Annotated in this window: 21 protein-coding genes and 2 pseudogenes; 8 read left to right on the top strand and 15 right to left on the bottom strand. The window is 55.8% G+C overall.

Going from position 1 to position 19,757, the window contains the following annotated elements:
- The first annotated feature begins 61 nt into the window (after window positions 1–61).
- Window positions 62–667, top strand: a complete 606-nt coding sequence (gene rdfA, locus MXB53_RS14010) for a rod-determining factor RdfA (RefSeq protein WP_248898228.1) — start codon at window positions 62–64, stop codon at window positions 665–667.
- Window positions 668–673: 6 nt separating this feature from the next.
- Here rdfA and MXB53_RS14005 read toward each other — a convergent pair whose 3' ends face one another.
- Window positions 674–2,041, bottom strand: a complete 1,368-nt coding sequence (locus MXB53_RS14005; protein ID WP_248898227.1) for an APC family permease — start codon at window positions 2,039–2,041, stop codon at window positions 674–676.
- Window positions 2,042–2,484: 443 nt separating this feature from the next.
- Between MXB53_RS14005 and MXB53_RS14000 the strand changes: the two genes are divergently transcribed.
- Window positions 2,485–4,563 (top strand): hypothetical protein, encoded by a 2,079-nt coding sequence (locus MXB53_RS14000; protein WP_248898226.1) that lies wholly within the window; start codon window positions 2,485–2,487, stop codon window positions 4,561–4,563.
- A 201-nt stretch (window positions 4,564–4,764) separates the two neighbouring features.
- Here MXB53_RS14000 and MXB53_RS13995 read toward each other — a convergent pair whose 3' ends face one another.
- Window positions 4,765–5,085, bottom strand: a complete 321-nt coding sequence (locus MXB53_RS13995) for a halocyanin domain-containing protein (RefSeq protein ID WP_248898225.1) — start codon at window positions 5,083–5,085, stop codon at window positions 4,765–4,767.
- Window positions 5,086–5,355: 270 nt separating this feature from the next.
- Window positions 5,356–6,651 carry a DUF7405 family protein gene (locus tag MXB53_RS13990; protein WP_248898224.1) on the bottom strand — a complete coding sequence of 432 codons (1,296 nt, stop codon included), beginning with the start codon at window positions 6,649–6,651 and terminating at the stop codon, window positions 5,356–5,358.
- A 101-nt stretch (window positions 6,652–6,752) separates the two neighbouring features.
- Between MXB53_RS13990 and MXB53_RS13985 the strand changes: the two genes are divergently transcribed.
- Window positions 6,753–7,544 carry a hypothetical protein gene (locus MXB53_RS13985; RefSeq protein WP_248898223.1) on the top strand — a complete coding sequence of 264 codons (792 nt, stop codon included), beginning with the start codon at window positions 6,753–6,755 and terminating at the stop codon, window positions 7,542–7,544.
- 39 nt (window positions 7,545–7,583) lie between these two features.
- On the opposite strand, the gene MXB53_RS13980 is transcribed toward MXB53_RS13985, so the two are convergent.
- The 3 genes from MXB53_RS13980 to MXB53_RS15855 all read right to left on the bottom strand — a co-directional run bounded on the left by MXB53_RS13980 (window position 7,584) and on the right by MXB53_RS15855 (window position 9,882).
- Window positions 7,584–7,949: a group I truncated hemoglobin gene (locus MXB53_RS13980; RefSeq protein WP_248898222.1), complete on the bottom strand. Its 366-nt coding sequence runs from the start codon at window positions 7,947–7,949 to the stop codon at window positions 7,584–7,586.
- A gap of 88 nt (window positions 7,950–8,037) precedes the next feature.
- Entirely contained in the window at window positions 8,038–9,573 is a 1,536-nt protein-coding gene (locus tag MXB53_RS13975) for a GAF domain-containing sensor histidine kinase (protein WP_248898221.1), read from the bottom strand.
- 183 nt (window positions 9,574–9,756) lie between these two features.
- Window positions 9,757–9,882, bottom strand: coding sequence for a TRAM domain-containing protein (locus MXB53_RS15855; RefSeq protein WP_345779738.1), 126 nt, complete (start codon window positions 9,880–9,882; stop codon window positions 9,757–9,759).
- Here MXB53_RS15855 and MXB53_RS13970 point away from each other — a divergent pair.
- The gene (locus MXB53_RS13970; RefSeq protein ID WP_248898220.1) at window positions 9,823–10,263 is read left to right on the top strand and encodes a hypothetical protein; all 441 of its coding nucleotides are present in this window, start codon (window positions 9,823–9,825) and stop codon (window positions 10,261–10,263) included. The two genes, MXB53_RS15855 and MXB53_RS13970, sit on opposite strands and share 60 nt — an antisense overlap.
- Window positions 10,264–10,306: 43 nt before the next feature.
- Here MXB53_RS13970 and MXB53_RS13965 read toward each other — a convergent pair whose 3' ends face one another.
- The gene (locus MXB53_RS13965) at window positions 10,307–11,185 is read right to left on the bottom strand and encodes a hypothetical protein (protein ID WP_248898219.1); all 879 of its coding nucleotides are present in this window, start codon (window positions 11,183–11,185) and stop codon (window positions 10,307–10,309) included.
- Between the two features lie 193 nt (window positions 11,186–11,378).
- Here MXB53_RS13965 and MXB53_RS15980 point away from each other — a divergent pair.
- A pseudogene (locus MXB53_RS15980) lies at window positions 11,379–11,513 on the top strand (DUF7405 family protein); the annotation flags it as partial.
- Window positions 11,514–11,520: 7 nt separating this feature from the next.
- Here MXB53_RS15980 and MXB53_RS13960 read toward each other — a convergent pair.
- From MXB53_RS13960 to MXB53_RS13950, 3 genes are all read right to left on the bottom strand, one after another.
- Entirely contained in the window at window positions 11,521–12,156 is a 636-nt protein-coding gene (locus MXB53_RS13960) for an IS6 family transposase (RefSeq protein WP_248898218.1), read from the bottom strand.
- A complete protein-coding gene (locus MXB53_RS13955) occupies window positions 12,108–12,359 on the bottom strand; it encodes a DUF8129 domain-containing protein (protein WP_248898217.1) in 252 nt (83 codons plus the stop codon). The genes MXB53_RS13960 and MXB53_RS13955 overlap by 49 nt, the downstream gene beginning before the upstream one ends.
- A 198-nt stretch (window positions 12,360–12,557) precedes the next feature.
- The gene (locus MXB53_RS13950) at window positions 12,558–12,908 is read right to left on the bottom strand and encodes a DUF488 family protein, N3 subclade (RefSeq protein WP_248898216.1); all 351 of its coding nucleotides are present in this window, start codon (window positions 12,906–12,908) and stop codon (window positions 12,558–12,560) included.
- A gap of 290 nt (window positions 12,909–13,198) precedes the next feature.
- On the opposite strand from MXB53_RS13950, the gene MXB53_RS13945 reads away from it, so the two are divergent.
- The 3 genes from MXB53_RS13945 to MXB53_RS13935 all read left to right on the top strand — a co-directional run bounded on the left by MXB53_RS13945 (window position 13,199) and on the right by MXB53_RS13935 (window position 15,057).
- Window positions 13,199–13,522: a DMT family transporter gene (locus MXB53_RS13945; protein ID WP_248898215.1), complete on the top strand. Its 324-nt coding sequence runs from the start codon at window positions 13,199–13,201 to the stop codon at window positions 13,520–13,522.
- 162 nt (window positions 13,523–13,684) lie between these two features.
- A complete protein-coding gene (locus MXB53_RS13940) occupies window positions 13,685–13,888 on the top strand; it encodes a hypothetical protein (protein WP_248898214.1) in 204 nt (67 codons plus the stop codon).
- 722 nt (window positions 13,889–14,610) lie between these two features.
- Window positions 14,611–15,057 (top strand): universal stress protein, encoded by a 447-nt coding sequence (locus MXB53_RS13935; RefSeq protein WP_248898363.1) that lies wholly within the window; start codon window positions 14,611–14,613, stop codon window positions 15,055–15,057.
- Window positions 15,058–15,113: 56 nt separating this feature from the next.
- On the opposite strand, the gene MXB53_RS13930 is transcribed toward MXB53_RS13935, so the two are convergent.
- From MXB53_RS13930 to MXB53_RS13910, 5 genes and pseudogenes are all read right to left on the bottom strand, one after another.
- Entirely contained in the window at window positions 15,114–16,451 is a 1,338-nt protein-coding gene (locus MXB53_RS13930) for an MFS transporter (RefSeq protein WP_248898213.1), read from the bottom strand.
- A gap of 294 nt (window positions 16,452–16,745) precedes the next feature.
- Window positions 16,746–17,906, bottom strand: a pseudogene (locus tag MXB53_RS13920) (hypothetical protein).
- 129 nt (window positions 17,907–18,035) lie between these two features.
- Window positions 18,036–18,164, bottom strand: a complete 129-nt coding sequence (locus MXB53_RS15685) for a hypothetical protein (protein WP_283102405.1) — start codon at window positions 18,162–18,164, stop codon at window positions 18,036–18,038.
- Complete coding sequence (locus tag MXB53_RS13915; protein WP_248898210.1) at window positions 18,164–18,781, bottom strand: DUF6166 domain-containing protein; 618 nt, start codon at window positions 18,779–18,781, stop codon at window positions 18,164–18,166. The genes MXB53_RS15685 and MXB53_RS13915 overlap by 1 nt, the downstream gene beginning before the upstream one ends.
- 118 nt (window positions 18,782–18,899) lie before the next feature.
- Entirely contained in the window at window positions 18,900–19,736 is an 837-nt protein-coding gene (locus MXB53_RS13910) for an HNH endonuclease (protein ID WP_283102404.1), read from the bottom strand.
- Window positions 19,737–19,757: the final 21 nt, after the last annotated feature.

Genomic DNA, 19,757 nt, shown 5'->3' with positions numbered 1-19,757 from the left:
CAAGGCGTTCAGATAGAGCGAGAATACATTTATACGAGAGGCAACTGAAGTATGATAGTGAATGAGTGAGTCAAAGCGGGATTATAAGGTTGGTCGCCTCATTGAGAAATATTCGCTCGACGGGATTGAGGACGAATTGGCGGCTGAGTGGACCAGAGACGACGACGAACGATCTAGCCTCCGTGAACTCGCTGATGAGTTTAACCGACGTATTCTTCGGGTGGTACTCCGCGATGCGAATATCAATCCTCACGAACGTGATATACAGGACCTGTATCACGTACTGACCGATGATGATGTGAGTAGCGGTGTTCAGGTCCAATCGCGGCGCGAACTTGAACAGGATGGTGTGGAGATTGACGAGCTTGAATCAGATTTCATTACATATCAAGCTGTGTATAATTTCTTGCAAGACTATTGCGATACTACGTATCAACAACCGAGCGATGAGGAACAAGTGGAATCTGATCTGGAGCGAATAAACCGGCTTATATCTCGCACTCGAGCGGTTGCCGAGGATGATTTGGAACGGCTCAGTCGGACAGGTCGGATTACACTGGGTGAACACGATGTATTCGTCGATGTCCAGGTGTACTGCCAAGAATGTGATACACAATATCCCCTTAGCGACTTACTCACAAGTGGTAGTTGCGACTGTGGGGTGTGACTGGAGCTACGTGTTAGACAGAGCTGTTCCGAAGTTGTCGAGATACAGTTTTGCGAACGCGAACCCTAGAACGAACACAGTCAGACCGATAGCTATCAGATGATATGCGCCCGAGTACGCCTTCCAGAACACGAACAAGATCAGAAGGATTCCAAGAACGTAGAATCCGATGTGACGCTTGAACGGCCGCTCGAGATCCGGATGACTGAACCGGAATTTGATCGCTAAGACGAGCACCCAGACGTAGGTGAGAAGCCACACGACCGCCGCAAGCCTGATGAGTGAAACGACATCGGTTGAGAAGAGACTCGGAATGAGAATGATCGCGCCCGTTGCGAGGGTCGCCGGCCAAGGGGAGAGAAAGCGAGGATGCAGCCATGCGAACTTCTTCGGCCAGGCCCCTTGTCGAGCCATTGCATAGAGAATGCGTGGGATAGCAGCATAGGCAATTAGGAGACTTCCCATCGTCGCTAGAAACGACGCGAGACCCGCAATCAGCCGGCCTTCTGCCCCGAATAGAACACCCGCAATTTCGATCTGTGGAGCGTTGCCAGTGTACACTGACGGATGGGCCAGCGGATTGAACGTCGTAATGATTCCAACACCCATCGTGAGTGCCATCACTAAAATCGTAAATGCGCCGATGATCATCCCACGAGGAATATTCGTGGATGGGTCGCGGACCTCTTTGACTAATGGTGTCGAGAATTCGAGTCCGATGAAGGCCCAGATCCCGAGCGGTAGGGTTTTGAATATGTCCGACAGGCGGTAGGAAGAGGTATCGAACAAGACGCCGAAATCGCCTCCCCGACCTAACAGATTGAGTCCCGAAAAAGCGGCGACACCCATCGCCATTCGGATCCCGATCATACAGAGCACCAGGATCGTCACCATCGTGATGGTCAATCTGATGCCAAGCATATTGATGCCGATGGCAATCCCGTTGAGGACGAGAATCCACAGGGTCACCGTGCCGAGGTTCGTCGCTTGTACCATCGCGTGGGCGCCCGCGACCGTCTCTGATGCCCAGACGAGACCGAATACGAGCCAGTAGGTGGTCCCGATTCCTGCCGCCAGCAGTGTAGCTGGTTGACTGCCCCAGTCAGCGAAGCACCGTTTGGTGAAGTCGAACACTTGGCCGGTCTCGGAAAATATCGTCGTCAGTTCAGCATACGCAAAGGCGACAAAGAGGTTGAGTGTCAATCCAAAAAGGAGCGTGAGCAAGTACCCCGGGCCGGCTATTCCATAGCCGTTGAAGTCCCCCGCAAACGTCGTTGACGCGACGACCAACCCGATCGACGCAGCGGCGACGCCCCACCAGCCAATACGGCCGGAGAGTTCCGCGGCGTCTTTCGCGCGGTCAGCTTGGGTCATGAAACACGACTGTTTAACCAAGCGTATAGTTCTAGGGAAATCGTGATTGGGTAACATATTTTGCCACCCCGATCTGAATAACAGGTGTACGGCCGTTATTCTATATTCGACTATGAATTAACAAATAGGAATATAAAGTATTAATAGATAAATTGTATTTCCGAATCACAAAAATATTCTGCCCGCCGAATAGAATAACACCAGTACATCTGTTATTTTAACCCGATCCGCGGTGGCTCTCACAGATCTCCCCCAACCCGAATCGGAACTCGCGCTCCGGTTTGTGATTGGATTTTGAACATATTCGGTAAATTTATGTACCCCTGTTCACCATTGGCGTGGTGTAGTGCGCTATGGCAAGCAATAGCAACCCCCAAGACGATGGGATAGAGCAATTGAAGACAACCAGGCGTCGATATCTCCAAGGCGGTGCGGGCGCGATGATGGGTCTGGGATCCTACGAGCAGTGGGAAGGGTCCTCGATAGAGGCCATCGATGCGGACGATACACTCGGACATATCAACGGTAATTACACCAACTTCGCTCCCGAGGCGACACCGCTCGACCTCACGAAGTCAGAGTATGCAGCGCGACTCGGCTATCGGAAACGACGGACGATGGTCGAAGTACTGCGACATCCGGAGGTCAACGACATCATCAGCGAGATGTACGGGACCTTCGACGGGTTCGACAGCTGGGTCGACCACGACGCGCTCGGCCTCAACGGCTGTAAAAACTTCACCGTCGAGGAAGGTGGTCGGCAGGGGCTCGAACAGGGAGAGCACACCGTCAAGACCATCGGCAACCAGTACATCAGGGCTCTCGTCGATCCGAACCGCGCGATCGACGGGAGTTCCCCTGGGTGGGAGAACCGTGTCACCCACCTCAGTATCACCGAGCCGCAAGGATACACGATCAAGCGTCGGTATGGCGAAGCCGAAAAGCGGGTTCTCCAGGCGACACTCGAGAAGGAGCCTGTCCAGGAGCTCCTGGGGGACGCCGACGAATGGTACGTCGGCATCGGGAAACTGACGAGCATCAGTACGTACTCGCCGAAGTATGCTAAGTCAGAGGTTACGTTCCCCATCTTCATCCTGCCGCGTGAGCACGACTACCTCGTGGTCGACACAGCCATCGAAGTGAACAATTGGCCGGACGACCCACAGCCTGGTGAGCTGGTGTACGCACAGGGAATTCATCCGATCGATGCGGAGGACGTCGAGACGAACCAGTACGGTGTCAAGCCGAAAGGTCGAGTCACGGAGCCCGCCCACATGCTGGCAGAGGATTACGCCGTTGTGGACGACAGCTATCCGTCGGTGGATGAGATGCCGGATCCACCGGCAGAGAAGGTTCCATGGCTCTTCCGCGGTGATGGACACTACAGCCCGAAGGTCAAAGCCGAGACGCCGAATCCGGCCAAACGAAACAACTGGAGTGTCGAGTGGAAGGACTCCGAAACCGACGGGATGATCTCCACCATGGAGTTCGATGGCACCCAGGCCTTCGAGCGCGCGGCGTTGTCGGTGTCCCTGACTGCCTATCCCCCACACACCAGTGACCGGGGGCAATACAGCAAGGACTTCTTCGTCGAACCGCGGGCCCGGGAGGATGGGAACATCATGTACCACGACAATCTCGGGTTTACCGGCCCGGGTGTCCTGGGCATCGCGGACCTGCCACCGCTCGACAAGGACTGGGCGCCCAACGACCGCCCGAATGGCTTCAAGATGCGCACCCACTACCACACGGGTGGGACCTCAGTCCCCGAGTTCCACTCCGGTCTCCGGTACGGCCCATACAACTACGTCATCGACTGGCATTTCTTCGAGGACGGCCAGATGGTGGGGACCTACCGGCGGAACGGTCCCGGCTACGAAACGGGGCACGGCATGCCCGCGTACTCGTCCATGTGGTCCTTCATTCCGACGCCAGGTGGAACGAAGACGCCGGAGGTGCACTGGTTCGACGGCGAGTGGAACCAGGTCACCGAGGAGTCGGAGTTCTTCTCTGACGGGACGAACATGCTGCGCCTGAAGGATCCGAACGGTGACGACATCATCGACTTCGAACTCAGGCAAGAGGACGAAGTGTACGTGTTGCGGTATCACGAGGACGAGATGGGTGTCGCACCTCGTGTCAAGGACGGGCATCGAGAGAAGCAGTTCTACCACCCGTCCCAGTACATGGACGGCGAATCCGTCGACGGGGAGCGCGTGGTCGTCTGGGTGAACCAGACGACTCACAGCGAAACCGTTCCCTTCGAATCCGGGAGCGTTCCGTTCGTCAACATGGTGAACGTGAACGTCGGAACCGTCGACAACTGGTCGGGCGCCAGCGCGCAAAACGTCCAGTCGCAGAATGAGGTCTCTGGTGGTTCCAGTGATGGATCTAGCGGTGGCTCCGGCGAGGATAATGCGCAGGCCAACGCTCCTGGCATGGGACTACTCACCGGTGCCGCGGGCGCTCTCGGGGCCGGCGCGTGGTTCAAAAGCCGAGGAGGTGATAGTGAAGAGGAATAACTAATCGGAACGACTGCCACTGTGCCCATTCCGTTCCAGTACTGGAACGGGTCGCCTGCACCTAGCCGCAACCGATCAGGAACGTCGCGTCAGTGTCCGTAACCCGGACACACTCGCACGTGCGGCGGGTGCCTTTCATGCCATACCGGACGAACGCCACTGATTCATCCACTTCTTGTCGCCGATAGTCGTCGAGTGGCGTTACTCGACGACGGACACGACGCCTTTCATGCCCATCCGCTCATGCGGGACACAGTAGTACTTGTACAGGCCCGGATCTGAGAATGTATGCGAGAACGTGTGTCCTTCCTCTGAGGTGATTTCACTCTCGAAGGCGTCACCGTCATGAACGACATTATGTGAACCGCCTTTGCCGGTCCATTTCCAGGTAACCTTCGTCCCGGCCGATATTTCGACCGCGGGCGGTGCGAAAACGAGACCGCCTTCCGCGCCGACGAGGACCTCTACCTCGCTCTGACCAGTTTTGTCGGCCATCCCCTCGTAGTTCGGGACATCGGACATCCACTCCTCATACGACCCTGTTGCCGTGGATTCTGGTGTGGGCGTGGCGGTTTCCGTGGGTGTCTGCGTATCGGTCGCCGTCGATGTCGCGGTCGGCGTCGCTGTGGACTCGTCAGAGCCACTGGAACAGCCTGCCAACCCTGACAGACCGAGTGCTGCGATAGCTGTGATGCATCTCCGTCGACTGCAAGAGTGCTTTGTGCCTTTCGGCATAGATTACCAAACACCTATACTCCCAAATCATTTTTTCGGTTTTCCCGGTGCAGAACCCTACTCCGGACGGGGGGTAGGAAGTGCACGGAGTTCGCGCCGCGGAATGAGAAAGTTCCCGCGACGGATGGTCGTGATGTAGTTGAGGATGCCATTGTTGGTTCGGGTGTCGATTCCATCTATCTCTGCCAGATCGATTTCTCTCCCGGATGGGTGATCGAGATTCACGCCGGCTATCTTCTTTCGAGTGTAGGTGTAGTCGGAGATTTTCGATTGAAGCGAGACGAAGTGAAGCCCAGCGCTGCCATCGTCGATCGTGTCGAAATCTCGTCGAAGGATGGTTGGGGTTCCGCCGTTACGTCCGCGGGCTGCTTTCTGTGCGTGTCCGACATAGCCAGCATCTTCGGCGCTCGCCTCAAGCGACTCAGCTATCTCTTCTGTGACGCCGTTGAATTCTCCCAGTTGCTCCCCGATCTCACCTACTTGCTCCTCTGACGCGTGTTCTGGGCTGAACATCAATCCAACCCGCTTTTCGCGTGGTTGTTTGTACCATCTATCGAGATCGATATCAAGATACTCGATATGTTGTGTCGTGCTCCCCGCGAATGGCCCATCTTGGATCGTCACGTCGTCCTCGCTTGGTTGGTTGCCCCGAAACGGCGTTTTGAAGCCCATGAATTCAGGGGCTTCATCCGGCACAGGGGAATCCGATAACGACTCCACATCCTGTTGTTTCTCCGCTGGCAGACCTTCTCCGATGAACCCTGTTCGCCTATCAGCGAGGTCGAAGACATCCGACATTCTCGTTTCCATCTGAACACCGTTGAGTTCCTCGACGTCTCCGAATAGTGCCTGTTCGGCGCGAAGCACTACATCCGGTCGGTCACTAGCCAAATGGAGAACCACATCCTGTTGATCGAGCGTCGGTGATTCGAACGGTGTGAGTGCCTCTGGTTCAGGTAACCGAACCGTGGACGGTAACGTTATGTCGTCAAACCGGTCGAAGTAGGCAGGTGAGTAGCCGAGGGTGAATAATAGTCCGTCATTACTCCATTCATAGGCTCGTTCAAGCGTCTTGAGAGCTCCTTCGATCGTTTCGCGCTCGTCAGATGTCGGCTGTTGGCCGGTGTAGTTTAGAAACAGCAGGACGTGGTGACGCGGCAAGTTGCCCCCGTTCAAGGATTCGTTCCAGGCGTGCTGCCGACTGGGGAGTGTCCACGGTTCGGAACTTCCACCGGGTGGCGCCTCTGCATTCTCGGTTCGCTCGGTACACGCTGCCAAGGCAGTAGCCCCCCCAATCGAGACGGCAATTTTCCCAAATGACCGCCGAGACATGTGGCTGTCAAACCCTCTCATATTCAGTTAGATTTAACAGCCGTGGTGAATAAACGTTTGGCTACTTACGCGGGTACACGGCTACAAGCTGTCGATATGCCGTGGCCTGTTTACACGCTCACATGCCACATGATCAAGCTGGAACATCGAAGCGACGGACGCGCCGGGAGTTTGTGGGACTGGCTATCGCAGGGGCTGGCAGCGCGCTCGCTGGCTGTAGTACCGTCGCTCAAAGCGAGGACCCATTCGACGGGGTTGCCGTCGACGGCGCAGCGCTCACTGTGACACTAACTGATGGCGTCGAGGCTGACGCACTCGAACTGCACTCACCAGATGGGTCTACGTTCGTCAGACAACGAGTCAGGCCAGGGACCGAACAGTCGTTACCGCTTGTCGAAACAGGCTACTCATCGTCGCCAGAGTACTATCAACCGGGAGAACAGACACTGGTCGTCAAAAACGACGGGCAACGGGTCGGCGAGCGAAAGCTGTCGCTCGCTCCGGACGTCAAGATCGCTGATTTGTACCTTCCGGACGATTCTGAGTTCAATCCCGTTGCAACCATCGAAAACGTTGGAACAGGTCCAACGCTATTGACGTATCTCGGCTTTTCGAACGTCCCTAACCCCACCGATCCACCTGAAGAGACCACGGGAGTAGACTCGACTCCACTGGTTCCCCTTGACACAGTCGATGTACAGAGCGGTGCGATGCCGTTCGCATTCCGAAAGACCTCCAGTGAGGCCGATTCGCTGTCCTGCCCAGGACGGACCCCAGTCGAGGTTACTGTCCAAACGATCCATGGGGACACAACAGCTGAAACGTTCCCTGTTCGGTTCGACGGAGAGGTGGAGAAAATTTTCGGATTGAGCTATCGGTGTTCTGAAATCGTCGTCGAGTCGACCGAGGCTTGAGTTCGGTCCTGCCGAACTGCGGCTTCAGGGCATCCTCAACTACTGTTCGACGACTTCTGGTTTGAGGCTTGCTACCTGCCCCAAGATGGCCTCAGCGTTGTCTTCGGCGACTCCGTTCGCTTCGAGCGCCTCTGCGAGATAAGTCGCGACGCGGTCGAAGTCTTCCTCTGTGATTCCCATCCCTTCGTGTGCTTGCTGCATATCATCCCCATCGTATGACACGGGACCACCCGTAACAGCACTGATGAATTGCACCTGGTGGGCGTACAGTGCATCTTTGTCGGTCCCCTCGAAATACGGTTTGAGATTCGGATCCTCGAAGACACGGTCATAGAAGTCCGACACGACTGCTTCGACGGCCTCACGGCCGCCAATTTTGGTATACAGCGAGTCAGCTGACGACATCGGTCAAAGGGATGCTATTCGCAGTACATGATATTTGTGGAATCAGAAAAAGAGCCGCGGTCTCATTCTTCTACGGACGATACGGATCCTATAGTCCGGAAATTTCGAAGCGTGCACCGCCGTCTGTTCCGGTTGTCACGTCAATCTCCCACCCGTGGGCTTCGATGATACGTTTGGCAATTGCAAGTCCGAATCCTGTGCCGTCTTCGCAAGTCGTGTATCCAATTTCGAATATATCTGAACGCCTGTCTTCTGGGATGCCAGGGCCTGAGTCTTCGATATAGAAGCCGTTCTCGAACGTCCCAACGCGAATCGTCACATTCTCTCCCGCACACTCGATTGCATTCCGGTACAGATTCTCAAACACCTGAATGAGACGGCTGCGATCTGCCTTAAGTTGTACACTCGAATCGATCTTGAGTAACCCCGGGTCAGTCATCACGTTGTCCCATGCTTGAGTGGCAATCGTACCGAGCGCTACTGGTTCGATCTCACTGATAGTATCCCCTTCACGGGCCAACGTCAACAGTTCCTCAATGAGCTGTTCCATCCTCTCCAAAGCTGACTCTACCGCCCTGAGATGCTCATCCTCCCCCATCGTCTCTGCCAACTCTAGGTGGCCTTGAGCGACGTTCAATGGATTGCGTAGATCGTGTGATAGGACACTAGTGAACTCTTCGAGGTGATCCCGCTCTTGGCGGATGATTGCCTTCGCAGACAGCTGCTGCAAGGCTGAGATAACGTATGTCGCGAACAGCTCGGCCACCTCCTCATCTTGTTCCGAGAACGCACGTGGTTCAGATGCGAAGAGTTGGATGACACCGTATTCTGCGAGGGGAATGCTCAGCAGTGTCCGTGACGGGAGATTCGCCTCTGATTTGGAGGCTCCATCTTCTATCGTTGATGTGGTCGCTGTCTGTACAGCCACAGGATCCTCAACCCGATTTACGGTATTCGAGCGGAAGCTCCGATCGGCGGATCGGAAGACAGTCGATACAGGTCCCCAATCGTCTATCGATTTGTCGCTCGAACTGGCGGCCAAGACCAGTCGCTCACCCTCTGGTACCGCTACCCGTGCCACATCTGCAGCAAACAACTCGGCTGCCCCGTCAGCCGCTCGCTGATAGACTATTTCCTGTGTTTCTGCATCAACGATCTCGGTTGCGATATCGTGTAGTTCCGTTATTCTTGACGTATGCTCAGTAGGTGGCTGTTCTCGTTTTTCGAGCGCTGTCACATGGTAGCCGAGAATTGCCCCCGCGGCAATACAGAGCGCACCACTGTTGAGAGTGAGAACAACTAATTCGTCCGCTGGCATCCGTTCAACCGGGATTATATACAAAAACCAACGAGTGACGGCGATACCGACGACGCTACTACCGACCATCCACCAGGCAATCTGCAGACTGCGGCCGGCAGTCTGTGTTTTAGCGAGCCAAATACCACCCACGGTAAGTCCGAGGCTGACGACAAACGGAAGGAATATTTCAGGGAAGTTGACGAATAGCGCCGCAGTATCGGGGAGGATTTGAACTAGTGTGAGCAGTAGAAGGGTAAACCCAACGGTAGTGACCGACCACTGGCCCGCTGTCCGAGACAGGCACCCCACGACAAAGTCGTACAAAGTACAAATTATTTAAATTAATGTGTACCCTCTTCCTTATCCGGTTTATCTCGGATGGCATTCGAAGAAGAGCCTTGCTCAAGTATAATACTCCCATCCTTCTGGGGTGGGTCGTTTTGCCAAGAAATACGTCGAGCGATGAATTGGCTGTAGAAAGCCGTGTCATCGCCAGCGTATGACCCATTATACCCTATCGACGACCTCTGCGAACGCGAAGTTATCTCGTGCTTCGGTAACTCTGATTTTCACGTGATCACCTGGCTGTGTTTCTTCGACGAAAACCACGTATCCTGGGCCAATCCGAGCCAAGCCGTCCCCTTTCTCACCGACATCTTCGATTTCGACTTCTCGGATATCACCGTCTTCAACAGGGGGTTCACCAAGCGACTGCTGATGCTTTCCCGTCTGCCGAGAGGGCCTTTCTTGGGTAGTTGGACCGGCCGTATCCGCTTCCTCCGTTTCGGTTGCTGGAGCAGGGAATACCCCGATTTTGTAGGCCTGACCTTCATCTACGGCGCCAACATCCAATTCCTGTTCTGGTACTTCAACTACGTAAGAGCCGTTACGGCGCTTTACGCGACCATTGAACAGACACAGCAGCGAATCCAAATACTCCATCTCAGTTATCTCTCCATGCCGACAAAATGGGCGAAGAGGCTTGAAGATAACCCTCTGCAGGTGCGCGACTGACTCGACGTCAACCGATTCCAGCGTCTCCCGCTTCAGAGCACGATCAAAATATGCCGCGAAGTCGCTCTTGAACCCTGGCCATTTGTTCGGGGAGGCCTGAAACCAACGAGAGAAATCCGGGAAACAGGAATCCTGAAACAAAGCCGATGAAATGGCCGTACACGTTGACGTTGGGACCAACACCAACGAGGATCCGGTATGATACGACGCTAAAGACGATGATCGTCGTGAAGACGAGAAGTACATTTGTCCGAGAAGACAAGAGCAGTTCCCAGTCACCACAACTCTCGTGCAACACCAGTCCAAGGCCGAGTACACTTAGAATACTGAGAGCGATTACCGAGACGGAAATCCCGGACCACGAGTAAAAGATGACTGCTAACTCAGGCGCTACGAGAGCAAGACCGTAATGGACGCGGATGTTCGAACTGACTGCTCGTTTGAAGAACGCGAACAATATGATGGGGTGCAATCCGAGGAAGGCTGCAACTACGCCGGAGAATCCTACTGTTGTCTCCACTCCTGTACCTTGAAGCGTCCAAACAGAGTAGTAGGACACCACAAGGGGTACGGCTGTCAGAAAGAATAGCATAGTGATGTATAATTCTTGTTTCCAATCCGCAAAGACAGCAAGTGGAAGGAGAACACTCATCAGAAAAATGTATGCGAGGATATTGTTCCCGAGATGGACGACACTACCGTGAACGAAGTTCGTCAGATAGGCATCCTCCAAAGTTGGTGAATTAACATACAACATCCATGACTCTTGGATATGTTGCGGGAGTGCAGAAATCGAAACGAGGACGAACGGAATGGCTACGAACACCGCGATTCGCTCTCGAGAGGATGTTTGTCTCTTTGTTTGGGACCAGATCGTCCCAATCGGCCCCTCAGTCAATTTCTGTTTGACCTCTCGGCGCATAGCCTACTGTCATCAGGAAATGTAAAAAAAAGCATCCCACACAGCGACGATCTACGCTCTTCGTCGATCGATATATTCTGGATCACCGTATTCAGAGACGTAATCTCAAGACATTATACCATCATAATTATCTAGAATACTACCAAAACTCCTTTCAAGAGACGTACAAAGCAGAACGCAATGACCGACAGGATTGACGATCCAGTCAGGACTGTTTGCCGGCGGGACGACGCAGCATATCTCGAAACTGCGACTTAACCTCGATCAATGGTACAATCAGGACGACCGATGGCAACGCGAGGCAAAGATGTTCTGCCCCTATCACGCGGTAGTGTTCAGATTAGCTGATTCCATGCGAAGGCAAACGCTCGAAGCCAATTTTCGACGGTGTCTGCTTCGGCGTGGCTGAAACAGTTTGAGAATTGGTTTGTTCGACGTTTTAGTTCTCGGAAAACACGTTCGACACTGTTCCGATTACCATGTTTTTCGCATCTGTAATCGAGGCCGTGTCGATGGAGTGCCGCTTGCAGCCACGGTGCAGAATCGACGAGGAAGAGCGCCTCATCGACGAGATGTTTCTCGCGGAGTTCGGAAAGGAACATCTCGGTAATCGCTTGATTTCTCGTCGGAGAAAGCTTAACGTGTAGCAAGCGGTTCGTCTCGGAATCGACTGCAGCGTACAGCCAATATCGTTCGTCATTGAGTTGGATCACGGTCTCGTCGACCGCAACGTGATCCGGGGTGGTACCATCTGTGGGCTGTAAATCGGCCTTCTGCACCCAATTGTGAACGGTGGATCGACAGCGTTTGACACCCAAACTATCAAGAACTGAGACGGTATTCAAAAGTGATAGACCAGCCAAATGGAGTCGAATACCAAGCTTCATCGCCGGCTCGGGTGTCGCCTCTCGTTCCACAAATCCTAACTCAAAGCTGTCGCTATCACCGATGAGGCGGTCGGTTTCGAGCATTGACCACTCAAAAATCGCACCGCCTCATCCTTCATCCTTATCTGAACACCGCCGCCGTTCTCGTAGGCAACACACTCTTGTAGAGTCTCCATATCGGGAATCGTCGCGATCCCGGCCTCGATCAGCCGATGGTTCGGTGCTTCGAGGCGCTTCTTGGGTGGGAATTCGTCGTCACCCCTGTCGCTGTCCGTGGACTTCTCCATCTCTATTGTCCTCCACCCCTCAAGGACGAGAAAGACAGAACGGACGACTACCTTACCATCGTAGCGTCAGGCCATCGCATCCTGGAATCGCTCGCGAAGCGCATCCTCACGCTCCTTGAACTGGTCGACCTTCTCCTGCAGATCATCGCTGACGCGCTCGATATTCGGGAACTGGTTGCAGTCAACCTGAGTAACTGACTACAGCTGTGCAGCGAGATGCTCTTTGAGAAGCGTTCGGTGACACCGTTTCTGATCGGTGTTCTCGAAACAGACGAAGACGAGCTGCTCTCCGTCTTGCAGTCGGGCCGTAAGTTCGGCGACTGCCTCTTGCGCCTCCGCAGTGTCGGAGAGATGTGATCGGTACCAGTCCTCGAATCCGCCCTCGACCCAGGCCGCATTATGCGCGCCTTCGTCACACAACCCCTGCATCTTGAAGTCCTCGTGGCGTTGTTTGAACTCGTCGAAGAGGTTCTCGGGAGGACCGAGTTCCGGATAGTTCTCGTTGACCGACGTTCGGAACCAGCCGGTTGGCCGCCGGACGACTCCCACCAGGGTGGCCTCCGGGGGAACATCCACGAGGTCGTGTTATAGCGCCGCGACGTATGTATCCTCAAGGAGGTCTGAGGGACTCATCATCTATGGGTTGGCTGTTCGAAACCCAGCGTCGTGAACCTCTCGGTGGTCGTCTGTGCCGTCCCAAACTGGCGGAATTGCTGTGATAGTGAACACGACCTTGGTGAGGATACGACTATCCGATTCCGTTGAATCGCCAGATCGCAGAAACGACTCGAAGGCGGTATCGAAACTTATAGTCCGATCTGTGAGCAATATCGATGTGAATGTCGTGGGGCGTTCTCTTCGTCGCTGGTCTGTTCGAGATAGCTTGGGCAATCGGTTTGGAGTATTCTGATGGTCTCTCGGAACCGATTCCGACGGCGGGGACAGTCGCTGCGCTCATCATCAGTATGGTGTTGCTCGCGAGAGCAGTTCAGGATCTGCCGATCGGGACTGCGTATGCTGTTTGGACGGGGATCGGCGCCGTGGGCACCGCCTCGCTCGGCATCGTCCTATTCGATGAACCGGCGACTGGTCTCCGACTCCTGTTTATCTCCGTGATCGTCTTCGGGATTGTCGGTCTCCACTTCGTCTCCGGTGGCCACTAATGCCCGCTCTCCTGATCGCAACTCGGAGACATCGGTCACCTACTTTGGGGAACTTCTGTCGTTCGTAGGTTACCTGGATTGAAGTCGCGTCTGGGTTGTTCGAGTAGCCTCATACTCGTACGCCACACTCATTGAGGGTGATACCGTCCTCGTAAACAAGCGATGGATGAGCGAATGATCTGGGCGAGCGGGCACGGCATCGTTTTCCTCACCGTACTCGCAGGATTCGCATTCGCCTCCGGCTTCTGGGGGATCTTCATCGTTCTTGCGTCCGCGGTCTATCTGCTCGTCTTCTTCCCGCATGATGAGGATAACTCTCCGAAGACAGTCGTGGTCAGCCATCTGACCGCGCTAGTCGCAGGGTAGGTGACGTATACCGCACTTGCACAGGCGATCGCCCCGACGAGTATCGAACCGATGTCGGAGCCTGGGATCTGAATCGTCGGAAGTGCACTGCTCGCCTTTGTGGCTAGCACGGCTGTCTTTTTCGCCCTTCACATAGAGCACCCAATGGCTTACGTTACCACCTTCACCGCAGCAATTGGAGCGTCCCCGTCGATTCAGGCACTCGTCGTCGGAATGGCTATCCTCTGTGTCACTAGTCTTCAGGCATTCCGTCGGAAGGTAGGGCCAGAATCTGGTGCTCCAGAAGGTTTTCTCGGCACTATTGGATCAGAGATAGTCGCACAGAACTCTACTCGCGAGTCAAATTCCATCCACTGGCCGGGGTGGGGACGCTAGTAATTGTCCTCGTAGCGTGCGGCTTGCTGTTCGATATACCGTTCCGGCCACTCCTCAAAATGAGTCCTCAACCGATGTACGGCTTCTACGGCGACCGCTCTGAGTGTGGAACCGAGAGTAGTTACAGCCGTATCGAGTCCACGCCGGATGGACGAATCTGGGGTCAAACCGGATTTCTGGCTTGGTAAGCATATATTATGTGACTCAGGGTACGCTATATTCGTCTCAAATCTCATCTTTATTTTCCTCAGCTTCCTCTCTCCCCTTGCCCATGAGCGGTTTCTCGGTGGCGCGTGAACACCATTATCTGTACCGCAAAGAGATATACAAACGGAACGCACCGACTCATGTTCGACCGAATACTCATCCCGACGGACGGCAGTGATCCATCCAAGCCTGCGGTGGAGATGGCGCTTGACCTTGCTGAAGCGCATGATGCAACGCTCCACGTGCTCTATATCGTTGATCAGCCCACGTCCGTCTCCGGCATGGGAGAGGGATTCTCTGGTCTCGATGACCTTCTGGATGCGCTCGAAGAACGGGGGGAACAGGCAACGAAAGCCGTCGTCGAACAGGCCAGAGAGCGGGATATCGAGACGACAGCAGCGGTCCGTCGAGGAAACCCCCACGACGATATTCTCGGCTACGCGGAAGCCAACGATATCGACATCATCGTCATGGGGACGCACGGACGCACGGGGGTCAAACGAGCCCTCCTCGGAAGCGTCACCGAAAATGTCGTGCGCCACTCCGAGATCCCGGTGTTAACTGTTCACCGAGACCCTGAAGAGTAAGATACGGATGTCGCCACTGCCTTTATTCTCGATAACTGTAAGGGAGTGATGGGAGTTTAGTGGAGAGCTCCCTCGTCAGCGGTCTCTTCAGGCTCTGAGATCAGCCACTTGAGCGCGGCTGCGACGATGACACAGAGCCCGCTTAAGACGACGAAGACGGCAAACCCCCTTGCGTACCCGATGTGCCCATAGATATCCACGAAGAGACCCATCAATGGGAGGATAACAAGGGTACCGCCACCCCCGATTCCACTGATCCAGCCGGAGGCCCCACCGACAGCTTCCGGAACGAACTTCGGCACTAGCTCGAACACGGCCGCGTTGGCGAACCCCATCCCCGTTCCGAGGACCATCATACCGAGGATGGCGGGCCAGAATCCAGTGAAGAAGGTCATAATTGCACCGCCGAGGGCCATCACACCGAAGCTAATGATGGCAACTAATTCACCGCCAAATCGGTCACTGACACTCCCGGCAGGAACTCGGATGAGCGACCCATAGACGATGAAGATGCCTGCCAGCAGGCCTGCTGTCGTGAGCGTAAGTTCGTGGAACTCCGCCCAGTAGGTGGGGAACCAGGCTGACAGGGACGTGAACCCTCCGCCGAAGGAGACCGTATACAGGAAGACGAGAATCCACGTGCGGCGGTTTCTCGCGGATGTCCTCAGCGAATCCCACGTCCCACCCGACGGGAAGATATCCTGGCCGAGATCGTCAGCGATTTCTTGTGATTCCTCCGGTGTTTTGCCCTGCTTGCGGAGCTGGAAATAGTACGGATCGACCGCGTACACGGCATAGATAGCGGTGACGACCAGCAGGAATACTAACCAGGTCGAGTAGGCCATTGTCAGCCCCCAGATGCCGATGAGGACGGGCAAGACATAGACGACCATCCCCGGACCGATGTTGCCGACGCCGGCGAACGCGCCGAGCGCGAACCCCTGTTTATCGCTGGGATACCAGTAAGAGGTCTGTGTAATCCCGGCGGAGAACGTCGCCCCACCTGCACCCGCCAAGAATCCGAAGAACACCAGAACAGGGTAGAGGCTCATGTCGAAGTTCTCCGGGTAGGTCAAGAACAGCGTAATGACCAGGCCTGCTGTCCCGATGATCGTCGAGGCCATGAGGATGAGCAGCGGTTTTCGTCCGCCGACTTCGTCCACCCATGCACCGAACGGAATCCTGAGAATCGCCTTGCTGAGGTGCGGTGAGCCCAGCAAGAGGCCATGAAGGACTCCGGCAAGTGCTAGATGTTCTTCGAGGACTGGCCCTGCCGCCCCGTAGAACACGATGGTGGTCAGGCCTGCATAGAAGACGAGCGTGGACATGATGAGCCCGCGTTTGGGTGTCCCTGTAACACCGTGCTCATCCGCGAGTTGTTCTGCTTCAGTCATTACTCTGTAGTGGTTTTCCGGCGTCTTCGAAATCCGAGAAGAGATCCGTCTATGCGAGTGGCTGTGAAGCGTGGTCTTCGCTCTACAGGTGAAGGCTGTATCGTACCCATCTTCGTACAGGTTGTGTCTCGGCGAAAGGGACTTGTCTTTGTCGAATTATTTTTTGAGTGTCAATTTTTGAAAACCGGAATTCTACAATCTCAGTTTCTCGCAAATAGTGCTAAACTGCTGTGGATTGGTGTATTATCAGTATCCAGATGTTTTGGTATGGTGGTGGTGTGGCCGATGTTTGTCTCAGCTCATCGCGTCTTGGCCGCTCCCGAAGTGCGTCCTCGCGTTCTTCGAACTGCTCGACTTTCTCCTGCAGGTCGTCGCTGACGCGCTCGATGCTCGCCAGGGATCGTTCGCCGGCCAGCGAGGCTTGCGACCCGTCGTCGCCGTCCGCCTCTAACTGCTGCTCGTACGCCTGCTCGACGCGCTCGATCGTGCCTTCCGGGTTGAACAGGATGTGTCGTTGGCGATCCGGACGTACTGATCGAGAGATGCCCCTTCTTTCCCCTGGAAGAAGTGGGTGAGCGCGTACGTCGCGCCGGAATGCAGCGTCCACATATCGATCTCGAAGGGGTACGCCGCATTGGCTTCTGCATCGCCGGCGGCACGCTCGGCCAGGTAGTCCGGGAAGCCCAGCAGGGTGTAGAACTCCGCGACGGTGAACGGGAGCTCCGAGAAGTCGAGCTCGATGTCCTGAGCGTCCCGGATGAACTCGAAGAGGTCGTCGGCGACGAGTTCGACCTGTGCGAGGAGTTCCTCCCACCAGGTCCGGAAGTTCCGTACGTCGCCGACGTGTTTGATGACCTCCTTGTCGGTGAGCGACCGCATCGTATTCGAGCAGTAGCCGTCTTGGGCGAACCCCTCTACGTAGACAGCGTGCTCGCCGAAGAAGTCGTAGCCCGACGTGACGCCCATCGTGATCGGGTCCGACCGGCCAGGGAGGCGTACCTCGAGGCCGTCGAACATGATGTCCATGTGGACCTCGCCGCCGCCCCGGTAGCGCCGGATTTCGCCGAACATCACCTCGCCCAGCGGCGTTTCATCGATGGTCTCCTCGCGGAGGACCTCCTCCAGCGGGCCGTAGACGTCGACCGGGTTGATGATCGCGTAGCTGTCTGTCGGGATGTGAAATAGTGGATCCGTCTCGGCATCGTCATCTCGGGCCTGCGAGCGAGCGCGACTCGGCTCGACGAGCACGTTGAACCGCTCCGTCTCGACCCACTCGTCGGAGTACGGGTTCTGATACGCCACGGTGGTCTCGACGGCCTGCGGAAGATCACGAACCGCCTCGGCGAAGCTCACGGAGTCTTCCCCTCCGTGACGCTCTCGGTACCACTCGGGTAGTTCCGTGTCGGTACGCCCGTCGACGCCAGCGAAGATGGTTCTGGACTCTGGGTCTTTCATCTCTGTCACCTCGAAGCAGGAACGCTCGTCGATCCGCGACTGCATCGTCTCGCGCCCTGCGCCCCTCTCCCGGGCGCAAAAACAACGTCTCACGAACCACCATCCGACCTGGAGCGTGTCCTCACATCCTCAGCTGTCTCTGTCGGTGCGCTCCTGTCGGTCGTTGTACCGCTCCAGTTCGCGCCCGATTTTCTCGAGTGCCTCGACACCACGTTCGAGGAGCTTGTGGGTGGCTCGCGCCAGTCGAAGCGTCTCCATCAGTACTCCCCCTCCGGGGATTCGATGAGGTTGTTGCTCTCTTCAGCGAGTTCCCGGATTACCTGTTCCACGTCAGCCTCCTCGGCAACCGTCCGATGTGCGAGCGGGGCAGGATATGCCCGGTCGCCCTGGCTACAGAGCACGACCAGCCACTCGTCGCTTCCATCCCCGAGTACGATATAGTGGTCGCGATCAGCGCGCTGGAAGAGTCGCCGGTCCGGACGGGAGACGGTTCGCCAGTTCTCGGGGAGCGTCGGCGACGGCCGTCCGCCGTCGGGGAGGGCGACGACGTCGTCGGTGAGGGTCGCCATCGCGGCGTCGATCTCTTCGCCGGTGAGGTGCCAGCACGCCGCGGCACCGTCACACTTCAGCTGCGAGACCACCTGATTCCGGAACGCGATGTAGTGCTCACGGGCGAACTGCTCATCGTCGTAGTAGTCGAGCAGTAGTGCGCACGCGAGCTGGGCGGGGCCGCTTCCCCGGTACCCGACCTCGAACCCACTCGGACTGTGATTGACGAGTTCGAGACTACGGTCGGGTGTGAGTTCTGTGTCCTCGGGACGGCGAGTGACAACGAGCTCTCCTCGTCGACGTCGGCCGATGTATGCAGTCGTCATTTGAATCGTCCCCGGTCGTCCCGCTCGCGATCCGAGACGTCCCACTCGTGGTCGGTGGACTTAATCTCGGACCCGACGTGTCGTTCGGCGTACTTGGAGCGACTGAGAATCGGCTCCGCTATCTGTGGAAGTCGTGTTCTGCGAGATGGTCCTCGTGAGACAGAACAACCAGATTCTCAGGCCTATTATCGGCCCTGTGGTGGTTCTGATGGTGGACCTGTTCGCCACCGAAAACAGTCCGTGGATTAGCACCATCAGCGATTGCTACGAGTTGGTGAATGTACACCATGTCCTTCTCGCCGTCGACTGCTGACTCAGCACGAAGATAGCCATTTGTGTCGAATCTGAGAAACACCGGTCCCTGCCGCATATACTCCACATGATCTCGACGTTCAATTCCGAAGTCGTCCATCCTCCGTTGAACAGTCCCTTCTGAAGTACCGAGTTGGTCTGCAATTTCGGAGAGCGTCTGCTTCTTCTCTATGTATAATTCTCTCAGAACTTCCTCGTCATCCCACGGGCCACTATTGCTCACTTTCTTGCGTTGATCGGCGGGACGCCCCTTGATCTCGTGTCTGCGAAACCACGTCGCTATCGTTCGACGGTGGCACCCGGCTCGGTCCGCTATCTCGGCTTGTGTGAGTTCTTCGCCATGGTACATCTCTCGTAACCACTCCTCGTCTCGGTACGGTTGCTCGTCGAAGCCTCGCTCCCCTACCTCACTTCCGTGGATGTCACTGTGACATTCCGGACAGAGTGTAGTGAGATTATCGACGTGGTGAACGCCGCCGTCCGATAACTCTGTATCGTGGTGGACGTGTGCCACCGGTACGTCTCGATCTCCGACATGGCCTACAGCTCTCCCGCAAGATTGACACACCCAGTCATCTCGCTGGAGTGCTTTGTCTCGTTCCCGCTGATATACGGACGACCCGCGGTGGATACCATCACTCATTTTGATTCGAATTTGTGTTGT

The organism is Haloplanus sp. XH21, assembly GCF_023276355.1.
GTDB lineage: Archaea > Halobacteriota > Halobacteria > Halobacteriales > Haloferacaceae > Haloplanus > Haloplanus halobius.
This window is presented reverse-complemented; position numbering and strand designations above follow the sequence as displayed.

What these genes read in the sequence shown, in the direction of transcription:
- MXB53_RS13955 (WP_248898217.1), bottom strand. Translation starts at nt 12,359, where the DNA reads ATGGAGAAGTCCACGGACAGCGACAGGGGTGACGACGAATTCCCACCC.
- MXB53_RS13965 (WP_248898219.1), bottom strand. Translation starts at nt 11,185, where the DNA reads ATGCGCCGAGAGGTCAAACAGAAATTGACTGAGGGGCCGATTGGGACG.
- MXB53_RS14005 (WP_248898227.1), bottom strand. Translation starts at nt 2,041, where the DNA reads ATGACCCAAGCTGACCGCGCGAAAGACGCCGCGGAACTCTCCGGCCGT.
- MXB53_RS13980 (WP_248898222.1), bottom strand. Translation starts at nt 7,949, where the DNA reads ATGTCGTCAGCTGACTCGCTGTATACCAAAATTGGCGGCCGTGAGGCC.
- MXB53_RS13930 (WP_248898213.1), bottom strand. Translation starts at nt 16,451, where the DNA reads ATGACTGAAGCAGAACAACTCGCGGATGAGCACGGTGTTACAGGGACA.
- MXB53_RS15685 (WP_283102405.1), bottom strand. Translation starts at nt 18,164, where the DNA reads ATGGAGACGCTTCGACTGGCGCGAGCCACCCACAAGCTCCTCGAACGT.
- MXB53_RS13910 (WP_283102404.1), bottom strand. Translation starts at nt 19,736, where the DNA reads ATGAGTGATGGTATCCACCGCGGGTCGTCCGTATATCAGCGGGAACGA.
- MXB53_RS13915 (WP_248898210.1), bottom strand. Translation starts at nt 18,781, where the DNA reads ATGACGACTGCATACATCGGCCGACGTCGACGAGGAGAGCTCGTTGTC.
- MXB53_RS13945 (WP_248898215.1), top strand. Translation starts at nt 13,199, where the DNA reads ATGTCGTGGGGCGTTCTCTTCGTCGCTGGTCTGTTCGAGATAGCTTGG.
- MXB53_RS13935 (WP_248898363.1), top strand. Translation starts at nt 14,611, where the DNA reads ATGTTCGACCGAATACTCATCCCGACGGACGGCAGTGATCCATCCAAG.
- MXB53_RS13960 (WP_248898218.1), bottom strand. Translation starts at nt 12,156, where the DNA reads ATGCTCGAAACCGACCGCCTCATCGGTGATAGCGACAGCTTTGAGTTA.
- MXB53_RS13995 (WP_248898225.1), bottom strand. Translation starts at nt 5,085, where the DNA reads ATGTCCGATGTCCCGAACTACGAGGGGATGGCCGACAAAACTGGTCAG.
- MXB53_RS14000 (WP_248898226.1), top strand. Translation starts at nt 2,485, where the DNA reads ATGGGTCTGGGATCCTACGAGCAGTGGGAAGGGTCCTCGATAGAGGCC.
- rdfA (WP_248898228.1), top strand. Translation starts at nt 62, where the DNA reads ATGAGTGAGTCAAAGCGGGATTATAAGGTTGGTCGCCTCATTGAGAAA.
- MXB53_RS13985 (WP_248898223.1), top strand. Translation starts at nt 6,753, where the DNA reads ATGCCACATGATCAAGCTGGAACATCGAAGCGACGGACGCGCCGGGAG.
- MXB53_RS13940 (WP_248898214.1), top strand. Translation starts at nt 13,685, where the DNA reads ATGGATGAGCGAATGATCTGGGCGAGCGGGCACGGCATCGTTTTCCTC.
- MXB53_RS13990 (WP_248898224.1), bottom strand. Translation starts at nt 6,651, where the DNA reads ATGAGAGGGTTTGACAGCCACATGTCTCGGCGGTCATTTGGGAAAATT.